14 protein-coding genes are annotated in these 17,730 nt (G+C 68.9%); 4 read left to right on the top strand and 10 right to left on the bottom strand.

Annotated features, from left to right (window positions below):
- Positions 1-56: 56 nt before the first annotated feature.
- The 4 genes from TMO_RS21005 to TMO_RS20990 form a co-directional block, all read right to left on the bottom strand.
- Entirely contained in the window at positions 57-770 is a 714-nt protein-coding gene (locus TMO_RS21005; RefSeq protein ID WP_014752798.1) for a hypothetical protein, read from the bottom strand.
- A 39-nt stretch (positions 771-809) separates the two neighbouring features.
- A complete protein-coding gene (locus TMO_RS21000) occupies positions 810-2,720 on the bottom strand; it encodes an ABC transporter ATP-binding protein (protein WP_014752797.1) in 1,911 nt (636 codons plus the stop codon).
- Between the two features lie 85 nt (positions 2,721-2,805).
- Positions 2,806-3,399: a TetR/AcrR family transcriptional regulator gene (locus TMO_RS20995; RefSeq protein WP_014752796.1), complete on the bottom strand. Its 594-nt coding sequence runs from the start codon at positions 3,397-3,399 to the stop codon at positions 2,806-2,808.
- A 23-nt stretch (positions 3,400-3,422) separates the two neighbouring features.
- Positions 3,423-3,884 carry a DUF1348 family protein gene (locus TMO_RS20990; RefSeq protein ID WP_014752795.1) on the bottom strand — a complete coding sequence of 154 codons (462 nt, stop codon included), beginning with the start codon at positions 3,882-3,884 and terminating at the stop codon, positions 3,423-3,425.
- A 223-nt stretch (positions 3,885-4,107) separates the two neighbouring features.
- Here TMO_RS20990 and TMO_RS20985 point away from each other — a divergent pair, with 223 nt between their 5' ends.
- Both TMO_RS20985 and TMO_RS20980 read left to right on the top strand, forming a co-directional pair.
- Positions 4,108-4,368 (top strand): helix-turn-helix domain-containing protein, encoded by a 261-nt coding sequence (locus TMO_RS20985; protein ID WP_014752794.1) that lies wholly within the window; start codon positions 4,108-4,110, stop codon positions 4,366-4,368.
- 80 nt (positions 4,369-4,448) lie between these two features.
- Positions 4,449-6,164, top strand: coding sequence for a SulP family inorganic anion transporter (locus tag TMO_RS20980; RefSeq protein WP_014752793.1), 1,716 nt, complete (start codon positions 4,449-4,451; stop codon positions 6,162-6,164).
- Positions 6,165-6,179: 15 nt separating this feature from the next.
- Here TMO_RS20980 and TMO_RS20975 read toward each other — a convergent pair whose 3' ends face one another.
- On the bottom strand, positions 6,180-7,061 hold the full coding sequence (locus TMO_RS20975; RefSeq protein WP_014752792.1) for a LysR family transcriptional regulator: 882 nt from the start codon (positions 7,059-7,061) through the stop codon (positions 6,180-6,182).
- A 95-nt stretch (positions 7,062-7,156) separates the two neighbouring features.
- On the opposite strand from TMO_RS20975, the gene TMO_RS20970 reads away from it, so the two are divergent.
- Positions 7,157-8,353 (top strand): MFS transporter, encoded by a 1,197-nt coding sequence (locus TMO_RS20970; RefSeq protein WP_014752791.1) that lies wholly within the window; start codon positions 7,157-7,159, stop codon positions 8,351-8,353.
- 15 nt (positions 8,354-8,368) lie between these two features.
- On the opposite strand, the gene TMO_RS20965 is transcribed toward TMO_RS20970, so the two are convergent.
- The 5 genes from TMO_RS20965 to TMO_RS20945 all read right to left on the bottom strand — a co-directional run bounded on the left by TMO_RS20965 (position 8,369) and on the right by TMO_RS20945 (position 16,239).
- The gene (locus TMO_RS20965) at positions 8,369-9,472 is read right to left on the bottom strand and encodes a two-component system response regulator (RefSeq protein ID WP_014752790.1); all 1,104 of its coding nucleotides are present in this window, start codon (positions 9,470-9,472) and stop codon (positions 8,369-8,371) included.
- Positions 9,469-14,181, bottom strand: a complete 4,713-nt coding sequence (locus tag TMO_RS29840) for a response regulator (RefSeq protein WP_187297864.1) — start codon at positions 14,179-14,181, stop codon at positions 9,469-9,471. Before TMO_RS29840 ends, TMO_RS20965 begins: the two co-directional genes overlap by 4 nt.
- Before the next feature lie 288 nt (positions 14,182-14,469).
- Positions 14,470-14,766: a hypothetical protein gene (locus TMO_RS20955; protein ID WP_041607293.1), complete on the bottom strand. Its 297-nt coding sequence runs from the start codon at positions 14,764-14,766 to the stop codon at positions 14,470-14,472.
- 39 nt (positions 14,767-14,805) lie between these two features.
- Entirely contained in the window at positions 14,806-15,495 is a 690-nt protein-coding gene (locus TMO_RS20950; RefSeq protein WP_014752788.1) for a GntR family transcriptional regulator, read from the bottom strand.
- A gap of 132 nt (positions 15,496-15,627) precedes the next feature.
- Positions 15,628-16,239, bottom strand: a complete 612-nt coding sequence (locus tag TMO_RS20945) for an HD domain-containing protein (protein ID WP_014752787.1) — start codon at positions 16,237-16,239, stop codon at positions 15,628-15,630.
- 435 nt (positions 16,240-16,674) lie between these two features.
- On the opposite strand from TMO_RS20945, the gene TMO_RS20940 reads away from it, so the two are divergent.
- Positions 16,675-17,715: an ABC transporter substrate-binding protein gene (locus TMO_RS20940; protein ID WP_014752786.1), complete on the top strand. Its 1,041-nt coding sequence runs from the start codon at positions 16,675-16,677 to the stop codon at positions 17,713-17,715.
- Positions 17,716-17,730 lie beyond the last annotated feature (15 nt).

Genomic DNA, 17,730 nt, shown 5'->3' with positions numbered 1-17,730 from the left:
TATGGCCGGGCGGGGGCGGGTGCACGGCATCCGCCCCCGCTTCTCGTTCGGCACCATCAGTCGCAGGACCCATCCCCACCGTCACCGCTCCCGTCCCACCCGGACTCCGGCACATAAACTCCGCCATCGCGATAGGACGGCGCCGGAAGCCCTGACGGCAGATCCGGGGTGACCTGTCGTTTCAGCAGCTGGCGTGCCCCCTGCGCCACCAGCCCGATGGTCATCAGGGCGACGCAGGCCAACGCGAGCCGGTCGGCGCCGCTCCCGTCGGCCAGGATGGCGGGGATGGCGGCGAAACCCGGGCCTGAGGCGATCCGCCAGCCGGCCCAGCCGAGGACTGCCAGGATCGGAAGGGTGGAGAGGATGGCAGGCCCCCGCCCCACCCGCTCCGTCCGATGGCTCGCCAGCACCAGAAAGGCGGTGTAGAGCAGCAGCACGGCCACGGTCAGCATGGCGCCGCCGGTGCCGGTCATCATCATCTGCCGGTGGGTGATCATCAGATCGGCCAGCACCCCGGCACCGCCCGCGAACAGCGTGGTCGCGAGCAAGGCCGAGACCGCAGCGACGGCGGCCCGCCTGCGGCCGCCGCGGGCAAGGCCGTGGATGACCAGCTGATGGGCCGCCACCTGCACCCCGATGGCGAGCAGGCCGGTCATCAGCACCAGACCGGGCCGGACGGTCCCTGCCCGCATCCCGGCCAGGACATGGAAGATCCCGATCGCCGCCGCCACCAGCAGGGCCAGGGCGGCGAGGCGGCGCAACAGGGCCATATGGCTTTGATCTCCCATGATTTGCAGAAACAGGGGGCGTCAGGCCCCCTGCAGCACCTCTGCCGGCTCGTCATCGGCCTGGATGAAGCCGCCCGACTGGCGATGCCACAGCCGGGCATAGAGGCCGCCGGCCGCGATCAGCTGATCATGGGTGCCCTGTTCGACGATGCGGCCCTGATCCATCACCACCAGCCGGTCCATGGCGGCAATGGTCGACAGGCGATGGGCGATGGCGATCACGGTCTTGCCCTCCATCAGCCGGTCGAGATTGGCCTGGATCGCCGCCTCGACTTCGGAATCGAGCGCGGCCGTCGCCTCGTCGAGGATCAGGATCGGCGCGTCCTTGAGCATCGCCCGGGCGATGGCGACGCGCTGGCGCTGACCGCCCGAGAGCTTCACCCCGCGCTCACCCACATGGGCGTCATAGCCGCGGCGGCCATGGCTGTCGACCAGGGTGGCGATGAAATCATCGGCCTCGGCCCGGCGGGCGGCACGGATCATCTCGTCATCGCCGGCATCGGGCCGGCCATAGACGATGTTGTCGCGCACCGAGCGATGCAGCAGGGAGGTATCCTGCGTCACCACGCCGATCGCCGCCCGCAGAGAATCCTGGGTGACGGTCGCGATGTCGGTGCCGTCGATGGTGATCCGGCCCTGTTCGACGTCGTAGAAGCGCAGCAGAAGGTTCACCACCGTCGACTTGCCGGCACCGGACCGGCCGATCAGCCCGATCTTCTCGCCCGGTTTCACCACCAGGTCGAAATCGCGCACCACCGGCCGGCGGCCGCCGTAATTGAAGCCGACGTGATCGAAACGGATGGCCCCCGTCACCGGGCCAAGCGCGCGCGCATCCGGCCGGTCGGCCACCTCGTAGGGCAGCGAGATCGAGTTCATGCCGTCCTGGACCGTGCCGATATTCTCGAACAGCCCGGCCATTTCCCACATGATCCACTGCGACATGCCCATCAGACGCAGCGTGAACGATACCGCCACCGCAATCTCGCCCACGCTGACCGCCTGCACCGTCCAGAGCCAGATGCCCAGCGCCGCCACCGAGGCGATCAGCAGATAGTTCAGACACAGATTGCCGACCTGGACCACGGTCGACATCCGCATCTGCAGATGCACCGTCTTGAGGAAACTCTCCATGGCGTCGCGGGCATAGCCGTCCTCGCGGCGGGCATGGGAGAACAGTTTGACGGTCGCGATATTGGTGTAGCTGTCGACGATCCGCCCGGTCATCTCGGACCGCGCATCGGCCTGGGCCTGAGAGACCGCGCGCATGCGCGGAATGAACCAGCGCAGCAGCGCGGCATAAAGCAGGATCCAGGCAAGGAAGGGCAGCATCAGCCGCCAGTCCGCCGAGGCCGCGACGATCAGGGCGCCGGTCATGTAGACCAGCACGTAATTGCCCATGTCGAGCAGCTTGATCACGGTCTCGCGCACCGCGAGCGAGGTCTGCATCAGCTTGGTCGCGACCCGGCCGGCGAACTCGTCCTGGAAATAGCTCATCGACTGGCGCACCAGATAGCGGTGCAGGCTCCAGCGGATGCGCATCGGGAAATTGCCGAGCAGGGTCTGGTGGATGATCAGCGAATTGCCGAGCGCGATCGCCGGCATCACCACCAGCACCAGTACCGCCATGCCGATGAGCTTCCAGCCTTCGGCCGCGAACAGCCCCTCGGGCGTGTTCGCCTGAAGCAGATCGACCAGCGAGCCCATGAACGAGAACAGCGCCACCTCGGCCAGCGCGATGGCGGTGGAGAGCAGCGCCATGGCGATCAGCCAGGGTTCCGCCCCCCGGGTGTAATGGCGGCAGAAGGCGACCAGCCCGCGCGGCGGCTGGGTCGGCGCCGCCGGCGGATAGGGGTCGAGCCGGGACTCGAACCACCGCATGATCCGGCTGGCCGGGGACCGGCCGTTCAGGCGGCCGGTATCGATCGGAGACATCAGAGGCGGGTCCTGTTCACGCGGGGGACGACGGCAAGCCCCCACATATATGACCGCAGGGGCGCCGCGACCAGAGCCCCCGAGCCTAATCCGCCCCGGTCGGATCTGCGGTGAGGGCGGTCACGATCGCCCTGAGCCGGGTTTCGAACAGGCCGGGATCGTCGAGCGCGCGGGCCAGAACCAGGGCCCCCTGGATGTCGGCGACCGCCGTGACCGCCCGGTCGCGCGCCGTGCCGGGGGCAAGCCCCATTGTGTCCAGCGCCGCAGCAAGGGCATCGATCCAGGCCCGGAAATAGCTGGCGACCGCCGCCGCGAAACGGTCGCGCACACCATCGAGCGCGAAGGCGCCGACCAGGCAGATCCGCCGCCCGCCGCGGAAATACCGCCCGACCGCGGCCGCCGTTTCCTCGATCGCCGCCCGGGCGCGATGGGGATCGCCCGAGGCGGCGGCGGTCTCAAGGGCCCGGAAGATCTCGTCCCGGAACCAGCGGTCGATATCGGCCAGCACGGCCGCCGCCATCTCTTCCTTCCCCCCGGGGAAGAAATTGTACAGGCTGCCGCGGCCGAGCCCGGTGGCGGCGCCGATCACCTGCAAGCTGGCCCCCTCATAGCCATGGGCGCGGAACACCTCGCCCAGAAGCGGGATGATGTCGCTGCGTTCCCTGACCAGCCGTGCCATGGCGTCGCGCCGCCTCCCCTCTCTTACAGACCCAGATCGCTCAGGCCCGGATGATCATCCGGCCGCCGCCCCAGGGGCCAGAAGAATTTGCGGTCGGCCGCCGCGATCGGCAGATCGTTGATGCTGGCGATCCGGCGCTTCATCAGCCCGTCCGTGTCGAACTCCCAGTTCTCGTTGCCGTAGGAGCGGAACCAGTTGCCGCTGTCGTCATGCCATTCATAGGCGAAGCGCACCGCGATCCGATCCCCTGCCGTGGCCCAGAGTTCCTTGATCAGCCGGTAGTCGAGTTCGCGGGTCCATTTCGCGGTCAGGAAGGTCACGATCTCCGCGCGGCCGCGCACGAAACTCGCCCGGTTGCGCCACAGGCAGTCGGGCGTATAGGCGCCGGCGACCCGTTCAGGGTCGCGGCTGTTCCAGCCGTCTTCGGCGGCGCGCACCTTCAGGGCGGCGGCTTCGGCGGTGAAGGGTGGGATGGGCGGACGCATGGGCGATCTCCGATGATCTGTACCGTTTGATAATTTCTGTATCGAACAGTACAAACATGACACTGCGAGTCAAGCCTGACGCAGCCCCGGGCAGCGGCTATGATGCGCAGCCGAGCCATGCAGCATATGCAAGTCCTGATGCTGTAAACGCCGATACTGATGTTCTGGACATCATTTTTGAAGGTACTAACATGAGGATTGCCAGTCCGGACCGGAGGACCCCTTGATCACGGCGGCCCAGATGCGCGCAGCCCGCGCCCTGCTCGGCATCGACCAGCGTCAGCTGGCCGAGCTTGCCGGTGTGTCGCTCCCCACCATCCAGCGGATGGAGGCGAGCGAAGGGACGGTGCGCGGGGTCGTCGACACCCTGACCAAGGTGATCGAGGCCTTCGATCGGGCGGGCGTGGAATTGATCGGCGACGGGGCCCAGAGCCTCGGCCAGGGTCGCGGCGTGCGCCTGAAAGAGGCACCGCCCGGCCGCTGACCGCCTGTCCCCGCCACCGGCCCAGATCATGCCCGCCCCCGACGGGGGAGGGGCCGATCATGCCAAGGGATCCGGAACGGATGGCCGCCTCAGCCCAGAGCCCGCGCCTGGCGGAGCTTTTCACCCCCAAACTCCTCACCGTGCTACGTGAAGGCTACGGCCTGGGCGCACTGCGCGCCGATGCGATCGCCGGCCTGACCGTCGCCATCGTCGCCCTGCCGCTGTCGATGGCGATCGCGATCGCCTCGGGCGTTGGGCCCGAACGCGGCCTCTACACCGCCATCATCGGCGGTTTTCTGGTCTCCGCCCTCGGCGGCAGCCGCTTCCAGATCGGCGGCCCGGCCGGCGCCTTCATCGTGCTGGTGGCATCCACCGTCGCGACCCACGGCGTCGACGGGCTGATCCTGGCAACGATGCTCTCCGGCCTGATCCTGCTTGCGATCGGGGCACTCCGGCTCGGCACCTTCATCAAATACATCCCCTATCCGGTGACGGTGGGCTTCACCGCCGGTATCGCGGTGATCATCTTCTCAAGCCAGATCAAGGATCTGGCGGGGCTGCATCTGGCGGGCCCCGAACCCGCCGCCATCCTGCCCAAGCTGCACGCGCTGGCCGATGCCGCGGGCACCGCCAGCCCGGCGGCAATCGCGCTGGCCCTGGCCGCCATCCTGATCATCCAGGGCACCAAACGCTTCGCCCCCCGCCTGCCGGGCATGCTGATCGCCGTGGTCGGCACCGCCCTGGTCGCCGCCCTCGCCGGCCTGCCGGTTGAGACCATCGGCAGCCGGTTCGGCGGCATCCCCTCCATGCTGCCCGCCCCCGCCCTGCCGGCGATCTCGGTCGAGAAGGTCATGGCCGTGCTGCCGGCCGCCCTTTCCTTCGCGCTGCTGGGCTCGATCGAAAGCCTGCTCTCGGCGGTGGTGGCCGATGCCATGACCGGCCGGCGCCACCGGTCGAACTGCGAACTGGTCGCCCAGGGTGTGGCCAACATCGCCTCCGCCCTGTTCGGCGGCATCTGCGTGACCGGCACCATCGCCCGCACGGCCACCAATGTCCGCTCGGGCGCACGCGGCCCGGTCTCGGGCATGCTGCATGCCCTGTTCCTGCTGGGCTTCATGGTGATCGCGGCGCCGCTCGCAGCCTATATCCCGCTCGCAGCGCTGGCCGGCGTGCTGGCGGTGGTGTCGTGGAACATGATCGAGCGCCACGCGATCGGCATCCTGCTCCGCGCCTCCCGCGGGGACGCCGCCGTGCTGGCGGTCACCTTCCTGCTGACGGTGTTCGAGGATCTGACCGCCGGCATCGTCGCCGGCTTCTCGCTGGGCGCGCTGATCTTCCTGCACCGCATGGCCGGCACGGTGGCGGTGGAGACCGGCGTGCCGCTGATCGAACCCGACCGCGCCGACAGCGACCGCCCCGAAACCGGCGGCCGCACCGCTTGGCAGCCGGCCGAAGGCGACGAGCGCGCGGTGGCCGTGCTGCGCATCTCCGGCGCCTTCTTCTTCGGCGCCGCAGCGACCGTCGGCGCCACGCTCGACAATGTCGGCGCCGCGGCCCCCAAGGCTTACGTGCTGGATATGAGCGCGGTGCCCCTGCTCGATTCCACCGGCGCCGCCACCATCGACGGTTTCCGCCGCAAGGCCGACCGCCAGGGCGCCACCTTGTGGATCGCCGCTGCCCGCCCCGCCGTGCGTCACATGCTCCACCGCCATGGGCTGACCCCGCCCGCGGTCCATTTCCGCGGCGATACAGGCACGGCGGTTGCCGCGGCGCGGCAGGCGCTGACCGCCGGATAGCGGCGCGACACGCCGTCAGCGGGCGCCGAGATGCGCCTCCAGCGCCGCCACGAACAGACGGACCTTGGGCGGCACGAAGCGGGTGGTGGGGTGGATCGCCCAGATGGTCAGCGGCTCGGGCGCGCCGTCTTCAAGCGTCACGACCCGAAGACGGCCGGTCGCGAGGTCGTCGCGGACATTCCAGTCGGCGATGATGGTAAGGCCCAGCCCGTCGATACAGGCCTCCTGCAGGGCATCGATCGAAGTGGCGGTAAAGCGTCCGCGCACCCGCTGGCGAAGCGGGCCCGCGGGCCCCGAAAAGGACCAGTGGCCGGTGCCGGGTGTAGTGAGGCAGTCATGATCCGCAAGCTCCGCCACCCGGCACGGCGTGCCGCGGGCGGCCAAATAGGCGGGCGAGGCAACCAGCTGCCGCGGATTGGGCGCCACCCGCCGCGCGATCAGGGTGCTGTCGCGCAGGGGCGCGATGCGGATCGCGAGATCCAGCCCCTGGGCCACGATGTCGACGACCGCATCGCTCGCCACCAGCTCCACCTCCAGCGCCGGATTGTCGCGCAGGAAGCCGCCCATCATCGGCGCCACCACCTTGCGCGCAAAAGGTACCGAACAGGTGACCCGCAGCCGGCCCGCCGCCCCCGACGCGGCCGGGCGCACGGCAGCGCGGCCATCGGTCGCGTTCTCCAGCAGGGTCTGGGCATAGGGCCAGAAGGCCTCGCCCTCGGGCGTGAGCGACAGGGCGCGGGTGGTGCGGTGGACCAGCCGCACGCCGAGTTCGTCCTCCAGCGCCGCCAGCCGGCGCGAGGCGACCATCGGGCCGATGCCCAACCGGCGGGCCGCCCCCGCCAGGCTGCCGGCCGCCACCGCCTCCACCAGCACCGCGACGTCGTTCAGGTCAATCATATCGTTTTCCGATAGGCAGGCTGATCAATCGCGGCCGGTACCGCGGATCTTGAGGGTAGGCCAGATTAGCGGGGCCAACAAGATGCGAGGCGATCATGACCGCAGGAACCGCAGCCGGCACGGCCGGCCAGGCCGCCCCGGCCACCGGAATCGGCCGGGGCCTGAGCTTCACCATGGCAGCCGCAACCGGTATTGCTGCCGCCAATATCTATTACAACCAGCCATTGCTGGGGTTGATCGGACAGGACCTCAGCGGCACCGCGACCGCGCTGGTGCCCACCGCCACCCAGCTGGGCTATGCCGCGGGGCTGTTCCTGCTGGTGCCGCTGGGCGATCTGGTAGAGCGGCGGCGGCTGATCACCCTGCAGTTCCTGGCCCTCGCCCTGGCTCTGGTCGGGGCGGCGCTGGCGCCCGATGCGCTGCTGCTGGTGGCGGCGTCGTTCGCGATCGGCCTTGCCGCCACCGTCGCCCAGCAGATCGTGCCCTTCGCCGCCCATCTGGCGGCGCCCGCACGCCGGGGGGCGGTGGTCGGCACGGTGATGTCGGGGCTGCTTGCCGGCATCCTGCTCAGCCGCACGCTGGCCGGTTTCGTCGGCAGCCATGCCGGCTGGCGCGAGATGTTCTGGCTGGGCGTGCCGCTGGCGCTCGGCACCGCGGCCCTGCTCGCCTGGCGCCTGCCCCATGCCCCGGCCCGGCCGGCCGGGGGCCTGACCTGGGCTGCGTCGCTCCGCTCTCTCGCCGGGCTCTGGCGGGCGCATGGCGCGCTGCGCCGGGCGGCGGCGACCCAGGCGCTGCTCTTCGCCGCCTTCTCGGTGTTCTGGACGGTGCTCGCCTTCCGGTTGCAGGATCCGCGCTTCGGCCTGGGGGCGGATGCCGCCGGCGCCTTCGGCCTGGTCGGCATGGCCGGCGTGCTGGCCGCGCCCCTCGCCGGCCGCATCGCCGACCGCCGCGGCCCCGACCGGGTGATCCTGGCCGGCGCCCTCGGCACCCTCGCCGCCTGGGCGATCTTCGGCGCCTGGACCAGCCTCGCCGGCATGATCGCGGGCGTCGTCCTGCTCGACTTCGCCGTCCAGGCGGCCCTGGTCTCCAACCAGCACGTCATCTTCGCCCTCGCCCCGGAAGCCCGCGCCCGGATCAACACCCTGTTCATGGGCGCCATGTTCCTGGGCGGCGCCACCGGTTCCGCCACAGCCACAGCGGCCTGGCAGGCGGGCGGGTGGATGGCCGTCACCATTCTTGGCGCGGGGTTTGCGGCGGTGGCGAGTGTGATGCAGCTCCGCCGCCGGCGCTGACGCCCGATATGGGCGTCACGCCTCTTCCGGATCGGCAAACTCCGCCGCGATGTCGCGGAAGCGGTCGGCGAGGGTCAGGAAGGCGTCGACGATGTCGGGGTCGAAATGGGTGCCGCGGCCCTGGGTGATGATGTCGACGGCGGTCTCGTGGGAATAGGCGGGCTTGTAGATCCGCTTGCAGATCAGCGCGTCATAGACGTCCGCCACCGCCATCAGCCTGCCTGAGAGCGGGATGGCATCGCCGGCAAGGCCGCGGGGATAGCCGCTGCCGTCCCATTTTTCGTGATGGGTGTGGGCGATCTCGCGAGCGTAGCGGAGGAAGGAATTGCCATTGCCCGAGCCGATCCGGGCCTCGGCGGCGGCGATGGCGGCGCGGCCGAATTCGGCGTGCTGCTTCATCACCTCGAATTCCTCGGGCGTCAGCCGGCCGGGCTTGAGCAGGATGGCGTCGGGCACGCCGACCTTGCCGATATCGTGCAGCGGGGCGGATTTGTAGAGCAGGTCGATGGTGGCATCGTCGAGTTCGGCCCGGAAACGGGGATGGTCCCTGAGGGCCAGTGCCAGTTCGCGGACATAGGTCTGGGTGCGGCGGATATGGTTGCCGGTCTCGTTGTCGCGGGTTTCGGCCAGCGAGGCCAGCGAGAAGATGGTCAGGTCGCGGACCAGGGCCAGTTCGCGGGTGCGCTCGTCCACCCGCCGCTCCAGCTCGGCATTCTGGCGCGCAAGCCGGGCATTGGCTTCCCTGAGCGCCAGATGGGTGCGCACCCGGGCGCGCACGATCTCGGGCGAGAACGGCTTGGTGATGAAGTCGACCCCACCCGCCGCGAAGCCCGCGCGCTCGTCGCGCTCATCGTGGAGTGCGGTCAGGAAGATAACCGGAATGTCGGCGGTGGCCGGATCGGCCTTCAGCCGCCGGCAGACCTCGTAGCCATCCATGCCCGGCATCATCACGTCCATCAGCACCAGATCGGGCCGGCCCTCGGGCCCGGCGGCGATCTCCAGCGCCTTGGCGCCGCCGGTCGCGATGCGGGTGCGGTAGTCGTCCTTCAGCACCGCGTTGATAATGGTGAGATTGGACGGCGTATCGTCCACCAGCAGAATGGTCTTGCGGTCGGTCATTCGTCCGCCTCCATGGCCCCGGCGATCAGGGTGCCGGCGATCAGGGTACTGGCTCCGTCAAAATCGAAGGCATCGATCCGCCCGCCCAGTGTCGCCAGCATGGCGGGGGGCAGGATCGCGACAAGCGTGCCGCGCTCGGCCTCGAACAGGTCGACGGCGGCGCCGTCGCTGTCGCGCAGCAGAGCCGCCAGCCGTGCAAGCGCATCATGTGCCCGGGCGACGGCGGCGGCATCGGCCGGCGGCGGTGGATCCGGTTCGGAGTCTTCCAGCCCCGCCAGGGGCCGGATCACCTCGGCCGCGGCATCGAAGGCCGCTTCAAGGGCCGCGACCGCCGCCTCGGGGTCGCCATCCGGATGCTTCAACGCCGCCTCGACCCCACCCGCGGCGGCGGCGAGGGCCGTGATGCCCAGATTGCCGGCCACACCGGCCAGGGCATGGGCGATCATCCGCGCCTCTGCCGCATCGCCGGACCCGAGGGCGGTGCGGATCCGGCCCGCGGCATCGGCATGATCGGCCAGCAGGCGCAACAGCAGGTCACGATAGAGCCGGGCATTGCCGGCCAGGCGACGCAGGGCCGCCTCCACCTCAATGCCGGCAAGCGGCGGCAGGGCCGCCAGATCGCACGGCGCCGGCAGGACCGGCAGCAGGCCCGCCAGATCGCCGCCGGGACGGACGAACCCCGCCACCACCGCCATCAGCCGCTCCGGATCGACCGGCTTGGTGACGCAGTCGTTCATGCCCGCCTCCAGGCAGCGCTGGCGTTCCTCGGCCAGGGCATGGGCGGTCATCGCCACGATCGGCAGATTCGCCAGGCCGGGCGTCGCCCGGATCGCCCGCGTCGCCTCGTAGCCATCCATCACCGGCATCTGCAGATCCATCAGCACCAGATCGTGCACCGGCGGTCGCGGCCCTGCCACCAGCCGGTCGAGCGCCGCCCGACCGTCGGTTTCGACATCGACCACCAGCCCCGCGGCCTCCAGCAGCTCCAGCGCCACCTGCTGGTTAAGGGCATTGTCCTCTACCAGCAGCACCCGCCCGCCCCGCAGATCGGGCAGGGCCTGGGTGGCTGCCGCCCGGACATCATCACCGCCGCCGTCGTCGAAGACATGCATGATGGTGTCGAACAGGGTGGAGGCGTTGAAGGGCTTGCCCAGCACCGCCCGGATGCCCGCCGCCTCGGCCGACTGGCGCAGATCGTCGCGCCCGAAGGCGGTGATCATCACGATCGGCGGCACCGGCGCGCCCGCTTCGGCCGCCGCCTGGGCGATCAACCCGGCGGTGGCGAGCCCGTCGAGCCCGGCCCCCAGCCGCCAGTCGAGCAGGACCAGGCTATAGGGATCCTCCACCTCGCGGCCGCGGGCGAGCGCTTCCAGCCCCGCCTCCCCCGAGGGCACCGCCACCACCCGGAAGGCCATGCCCTCCAGCATGCCGGTCAAGACCTGGCGGGCGAGCGGGTTGTCGTCGATCACCAGCACATGCAGGCCGCGCAGATCCGGCCGTGCCGTGATCCGCGACCAGCGGGCACGGCTGCGGCCGAAGGCGGCATCGAAGGTGAAGACACTGCCGGCACCGGGCGTGCTCTCAACCGTCACCTCGCCATCCATCATCCGGACCAGGCGGCGGCTGATGCTGAGGCCGAGCCCGGTGCCGCCATAGCGCCGGGTGATGGAGCCGTCGGCCTGGGTGAAGGGCTCGAACAGATGCGACATCTGGTCGGGCGTCATGCCGATGCCGGTGTCGCGCACCGCGAAGCGCAGCCGGTGGCCATCGGCATCGGAGATCACCAGCCGGACCGAGACCACCACCTCGCCGGTCTCGGTGAACTTGACCGCATTGCCGGCCAGGTTGATCAGCACCTGGCCCAGACGGAGCGGATCACCCAGAAGCGTGCCGGGCACGTCGGGGGCAACGTCGAAGATGAATTCCAGCCGCTTCTCTTCCGCGCGATGGCCGATCACGGTCGCAAGATTGCCGAGCACGTCGTCGAGGCGGAAATCCACCGCCTCCAGCTCCAGCCGGCCGTTCTCGATCTTCGAGAAGTCGAGGATGTCGTTGATGATGCCGAGCAGCCCGTCGGCCGCCCCCTGGATCTTCTGCAGATAGTCGCGCTGGCGGGGGGTGAGTTCGGTCTTGAGCGCCAGATGGGTCATGCCGATCACGGCATTCATCGGGGTGCGGATTTCATGGCTCATATTGGCGAGGAAATCGCTCTTCAACCGGCTGGCCTGCTCGGCCAGATCGCGGGCGCGGGCCAGCTCGTCGGCCGCATGCCGGCGCGGGGTGATGTCGCGCACGAAGACCACGCCATGCCAGGCACCGTGCAGCCTGAAGGTCGAGAGGCTGAATTCCACCGGGAATTCGGTGCCGTCGGCGCGCCGCGCCTCGATCTCGCGGGTGCGCGTCCAGGGGGTGTCGCCGGCATCGGCCATGGCACGGGCAGCCCCCGCCCTCAGCACCGCCCGGTGGCGGTCGGGCGTGATCAGGTCGTGGACATTGCGCCCCACCGTATCGGCCGCAGCATAGCCGAAGAGCTGTTCGGCCGCCGGGTTCCACAACAGAACATGTTCGCGGGCATCGATCATCACGATGGCATCGAAGGCCGAGGCGATGATGCCGCGGAGCGTCGCCTCGCTCGCCTCCAGCGCCCGTTCCGCGCGCACCCGGTCGGTGACGTCGGTTGCGACACACAGCACCCCGTCGGCGGTGGAGGGTGAGCGCACCACATTGACCGAACGCCCGTCGGGCAGGGTGAGGAAAGTGGCAAGCGTGCCGGTGCTGGGGGCGCCCAGAAAGGCATCCCAGCGCCGGCGCGCGACGGCCTCAGGATCGTCGGTCGGCCCGTAGACGCCTTCGGTCGCGAAGCGGCGGACGACGTCCATCATCGCCATGCCGGGCTGAGCGATGTCTGCCGGCACACCGAACAGGCTGGCGAAACCGGGGTTGACGAAGCGCAGCCGGCCGTCGGGCCCGATGAGATAGACGGCGCCGGGCAGCAGATCCAGGATCATCCGAAGCCGGGCCGTCGCTTCGGCACTGTCTTCTTCCGCGCGCGCCCGCTCGGCGACCTCTGCCTTCAGGCGCCGGTTCCAGATGCCGAAGATCGCAAGCGCCGCCAGGATCGCCGCGGCCGGCGGCAGGATCCAGGGCAGCACGACAGACAGGTCGAGCCGCTGTTCGAACCGCCCCTCCTGCCAGCGGGCGGTGATAGCGTTGAGCGTGCCGGTGTCGAGATCGGCACCCGCCACCCGCAGGATGCCGGCCAGCATGTGGCTGTCGGCCAGGACCGCCAGGCCGAAGACGACATCATTGCCGCCTGGCAGACCGGTCAGCTTCAGATTGCCCAGGCCAAGCCGGCGGATTTCCCAGCTGGCCACCGCAAGCTCTGCCGCGGCCACATCGGCGGCACCGCCGGCGACGGCCTTGAGCGCCGCCTCGGCCGTCGGCCAGCGGGTGACCACCAGCCCCGGTGCGATACCCTTCACCGCCGCCGCGACCGCACTGCCGTCGACCACCGCGACCCGCCGCCCGAACAGGTCACCCGCCGCCTGGATCGGCTTGGTGTCGATCCGGTCGACCAGCACCCAGGGGGTGCGGGCATGGGCGACCGGAAAGACGATGCCGTCTTCCACCTCGCGCAGATGACCGAGGCTCGCCACCGCATCGACCCGGCCTTCATACAGCAGACGGCGCGCCTCGGCCGGGCTGTCAGCCGGCACCAGATTAATGGTGAAACCGGTGGCGGTGGCGATGTGGTCGAGCACATCGGCGGCGATGCCGGCATGGTGGCCATTGCGGTCGATGAAACCGAGCGGTGCGGTACTGCGGGTGGCCGCGACCGTCAGCACCCGGTGGCGCGCGATCCAGTCGGCCTGACGATCATCAAGGCGCGGCCGTGCTACATCCAGCATGCCGACGGCCACCGAAGACAGCCACCGGCCGCGGATCTCGCGGTGCTGTTCGGGCGTCAATGCGCGGATGCCGGCGGACAGAATCCCGGTCAGCGGCGGCAGATTGCGGGTGACGGCGATGGACAGCGCGCCGGTGTTGAGATCGGTCACGGCGCCGATCTGCAGCCCGTCCAGCCGGCGGTGGCGGATGATCCAGCTCGCGGCCGCCATTTCGCCGACATAGGCGGCGGCCTGGCCCGAGGCGACCATGTCAAGCGCCGCGGCGGTATCGGCGACCAGGGCGAGCCGGATGGCGGGATAGCCGGCGGCGAGATGCTCGGTGGTGGCATAGCCGCGTTCCATGGCGACGGTCTCGCCCGCCAGGTCGTCCAGGGATGTCGGCGGCAGGCGGTCGCGCGGAGAGACGATCACCGCCCGGCTGGTGACATAGGCGGTGGTGAAGCTCATCGCCGCTTCACGCGCAGGCGTGCGGTTCATGCTGGCCAGGGCGTCGATCTGCCCGGCGCTCAGGGCAGCGATCGCAGCGTTCCAGTCGGGAAAGCGGACCTCGCGGATCCGGGCGCCCACAGCCCGGGCGATGGCGGCCACGTAATCGGCGCTCATCCCCTCCCAGCTGCCGTCGGCGGTGACGCTGTCATAGGGCGGCCAGCCGGCCTCCACCACCCCAAAGGTGACCGGACCGTAAGCGGCAAGCCAGGCCTGCTGCGCCGGATCCAGAACCGGCCGCCCGGCGGCCGGTTCTGCCTCAACAGCAAACCCATGCCGCCCGACCACGCAGAGCAGCACGACCAGAAGGCTCAAGATGACGCCCCGGACGGACACGCCGATGCTCCGCAGGTCACTACACATTGGCCATCATGTGACCGGGGCGGGGCGATGAAAAGGGGAATTCGCACGCCCCTATACCGGCCTGCGGATGGATCAGGGCAGATCGGCGCACATGACCTGAAAATTGCATCTATGATGCGAAGATCGTCACCCTCGATCGAAAGCCCGACGGATGTCACTCATGACACGCACCACCCTGGCCCTGCTTCTCGGATTGGCCGCCATGCCGGCGCAGGCGGCGGAAGAGACCGCTGGCCGCTATCACTCGGTCTTCATGATCAATGACCGGCCGCAGGCGGTGATGCTGCTGGTGCCGGGTGAGGCGGGGAGGCGAAGAACCGCCTGCGCCTGGCCTTCGGAGCGCCGCGGAACTGCACGATCGATTTCGACTATGTCGGCAGCCAGGCTGGCACCCGCAGCTATCAGGCCCGCCAGGCGTCGCCGGGCAGCTGGTGCGAGCGGCAGTCGGGCGATCGTGCCGAACTGCGTATCCTGTCGGCCGAAGGCGACGAGATCACCTACGAATTCCGGACCGCTCGTGTCCCGGCCGAACGGCATGTCGGCGTGAAATAATCGCCGGAACGCCTGGCCAGGGGCTCAGGCGGTTTTGAGCACGCTCGGCGGGATGGCGGCGATGAAGTCGGTCAGATTGTCGCCCAGCAGGGTGACATGATCGCGCATCGCCGCCTGGGCGCCGGCGGAATCGGCGGCGAGGATCGCGTTCAGCACCCGCTCGTGCTCGTCCAGCGTTGCGGTCATCCGGCCAGGCAGGAAGGTGACATAGCGGCGATAGGGCGACACGCGGTTGCGCAGCGCCAGCGTCTGTTCGGCGATGAATTCGGAATTCGAGGCATCGTAGATCGCCTCGTGGAATTCCCGGTTGACCTCGTAGAAGGCCTCGGGCTCGTCGTCCTGGATCACCCGGACCAGGCGTTCATGGATGGCCTGAAGGTTGCGGCGCTGGGCGGCATTGGCGCGGCGGGCGGCAAAGCTGGCGCAGAGGCCTTCCAGCTCGGCCATGATCTGGAACATCTCCAGCAGCATCGAGATCGACACGGTGGACACCGTCGCCCCCTGGCGGGAGCGCATCTCGATCAGCCCGGCCGCGGCCAGCGCATGCAGGGCCTCGCGCACCGGGGTCCGCGACACGTTGAAGCGCTCGGCCAGTTCCACCTCGTCCAGCCGGTCGCCGGGGCGCAGCTCGCCACGGACGATCTGCTGTTCCAGGCTGCGGCGCAGGCTTTCGGCACGGGTTTCGGTCACCACGGGCACCGTCTTGATCTTCATGACACCATCTTCATGGGGGCGCGGATCCGCTCAACGGAGACGGCGGAGCGATACCGCCCCGCGGACAATAGCGGTTTTATCGTCACCATGCACGCAGAACCGCCGGATGAGCATACGCACAGGCCCTCTGCATTAGTCGGGGACGAAATTCCGCGGCCGAGACATCACCTCCCGCACCAGTGGCTCGAAATCCGCCAGGCTCAATGACCGGTAGTCCCGATCGAAGGCCGCCTGATCATAGAGTTCGCAGAACTCGGCGGTGAAGCCGAACAGGCGATGATCCCGGTATTTCTCCCGCGCGTCGCGGTCGCGGCCCAGGAAGTGCCAGTAGTAATAACCCTGGAAGCTGCCGTGATGGCGGACCATCCAGTAAAGATCGTCGGAGACATAGGGGCGCAGCATCGCCGCCCCGGCCTCGGGATGATTGGCGGGTGCAACGGCATCGCCGACATCATGGAACAGCGCCGCGAAGACATAAAGTTCGTCCCGGCCGTCGCGCAGGGCCCGGCTTGCCGTTTGCAGGGAATGTTCCAGCCGGTCGATCGGGAAGCCGAGATGCGGGGTCGCCAACCCCGCCAGCAGCCGCAGATACAGATCCGGCGTGCCCTGGCGATGACGCGCCATGTGGCGCTCCTGGATTTCGTAATCCCGGGCCTGGCTTTCGCGGATGCTGCGATAATCCGCCCGTTCGTCGGGCGTGAAGGGCAGCCCCGGGCTGCCGGCGGCGGGCGGTACGTCGACCATGTCGCCATCTCCTGCATGCAGATCTGCATTTTTTGTATCGAGAACCGCGCAATCTGTCCAGATCGCACCAGGGCATCCATGCCTTTTTCATGAGCATTCGGGCTTCCGTGCGGAAAATTTGGGCACACATATCCGAAATTGGCCAAATTTTATGCGGCCTTTGGCTTTCTTGCATACAAGAATGCTGTGCCGCGCATTCGTGCACGCGGCCGGTGCACGGCGGTCTGCGGCCGATTGCGGGCAGAACCGTCATCTCTCCGTCACACGCTGCCGCGTCTGGCACGGCCGTTGCAACGCTCCGGCAGGGTGCCGCAAAGGCAGCACCCGCATGACATGGCATGCAGCCAGGTTCCGCAACCCGGACCGCAGGCCCATGGTCGACATCACCGCCGCCACGCCTTCAACGGCCCCCGACGATCGAGGAGACCAGACGACATGGCTTTCGCACCCCTCTTCGCGAAAGGCGCCCGCCGGGCCGCCGTCGCCCTTGCGCTTGCGGCACCGCTGCTGGCGGCCGCGACCCTGGGCGGCGCCCAGGATGCCCGGGCGGCAGAGAAAGCCTCGCTCCGGCTGAAATGGCTGCCCCAGGCGCAGTTCGCCGGCTTCTACGTCGCGAAGGCCAAGGGCTTCTACGAAGCCGAGGGCATCGACCTGACCATCAATCCAGGCGGCCCGAACCTGAACGCCGAAGCGCTGGTCGCTTCGGGCGCCGATACTTTCGGCCTGACCGGCGGCGTGGAAAGCCATCTGGCGGCGGTGGACAAGGGCATGCCCCTGGTCGCGATCGGCGTTTCGCATCAGAAGACGCCCTATGCCTTCGTCACCAAGCCCGACAGCGGCATCAAGACGCTCGCCGACTTCAAGGGCAAGAAGGTCTCCACCTGGTACACCGGCGCGCAGTACACGCTGAAGGCGATGTTGGCGACCGGCGGCGTCGGCGAGGGCGATTTCACCCTGATGCCGCAGTCGGTGTCGCTGAACCCGTTCATCGACGGCGAGGTCGATGTCGCGACCGCAACGCTCTACAACGAGCTGAACACGCTGAAGTCGCGCGGCCTGACCGATCTGGTGCTGTTCCAGCCCGATGATTTCGGCATCACCGTGCAGCGCGACACGCTGGTCACCACCACCGACACCGTCAAGGACAAGCCGGAGCTGGTACAGGGCTTTCTCACCGCCACGCTCAAGGGCTGGAAATATGCGCTCGAGCACAAGGCCGAGGCGATCGACATCATGATGAAGGCCGATCCCGGCATGGATCGCAAGCATCAGGAAGCCATGATCGAGGCCATCCAGGACGTGATGGTCTATGGCAAGGGCGCCAGCGACGGCCTGCTCGCGATCGATTTCGACAGCCTGCAGAAGCAGCACGACATCCTGCTCGCCAATGGCGTGATGAAGGCTCCGGTCGATCTGAAGGCCGCGTTCGATCCCTCCTTCTGGGACAAGGTCCCGGCCGAAGACAAGAAGCTCTGAGAGCGGAAAGGCGGA

It is taken from the genome of Tistrella mobilis KA081020-065 (assembly GCF_000264455.2).
GTDB lineage: Bacteria > Pseudomonadota > Alphaproteobacteria > Tistrellales > Tistrellaceae > Tistrella > Tistrella mobilis.
Note: the sequence above shows the minus strand (reverse complement) of the source record. Positions and strands in the feature narration are given on the sequence as shown.

Bases quoted from the DNA above. Each gene is read 5' to 3' on its own strand.
- TMO_RS21005 (WP_014752798.1), bottom strand. From the start codon at position 770: ATGGCCCTGTTGCGCCGCCTCGCCGCCCTGGCCCTGCTGGTGGCGGCG.
- TMO_RS21000 (WP_014752797.1), bottom strand. From the start codon at position 2,720: ATGTCTCCGATCGATACCGGCCGCCTGAACGGCCGGTCCCCGGCCAGC.
- TMO_RS20995 (WP_014752796.1), bottom strand. From the start codon at position 3,399: ATGGCACGGCTGGTCAGGGAACGCAGCGACATCATCCCGCTTCTGGGC.
- TMO_RS20990 (WP_014752795.1), bottom strand. From the start codon at position 3,884: ATGCGTCCGCCCATCCCACCCTTCACCGCCGAAGCCGCCGCCCTGAAG.
- TMO_RS20980 (WP_014752793.1), top strand. From the start codon at position 4,449: ATGGCCGCCTCAGCCCAGAGCCCGCGCCTGGCGGAGCTTTTCACCCCC.
- TMO_RS20975 (WP_014752792.1), bottom strand. From the start codon at position 7,061: ATGATTGACCTGAACGACGTCGCGGTGCTGGTGGAGGCGGTGGCGGCC.
- TMO_RS20970 (WP_014752791.1), top strand. From the start codon at position 7,157: ATGACCGCAGGAACCGCAGCCGGCACGGCCGGCCAGGCCGCCCCGGCC.
- TMO_RS20965 (WP_014752790.1), bottom strand. From the start codon at position 9,472: ATGACCGACCGCAAGACCATTCTGCTGGTGGACGATACGCCGTCCAAT.
- TMO_RS20955 (WP_041607293.1), bottom strand. From the start codon at position 14,766: ATGCCGTTCGGCCGGGACACGAGCGGTCCGGAATTCGTAGGTGATCTC.
- TMO_RS20950 (WP_014752788.1), bottom strand. From the start codon at position 15,495: ATGAAGATCAAGACGGTGCCCGTGGTGACCGAAACCCGTGCCGAAAGC.
- TMO_RS20945 (WP_014752787.1), bottom strand. From the start codon at position 16,239: ATGGTCGACGTACCGCCCGCCGCCGGCAGCCCGGGGCTGCCCTTCACG.
- TMO_RS20940 (WP_014752786.1), top strand. From the start codon at position 16,675: ATGGCTTTCGCACCCCTCTTCGCGAAAGGCGCCCGCCGGGCCGCCGTC.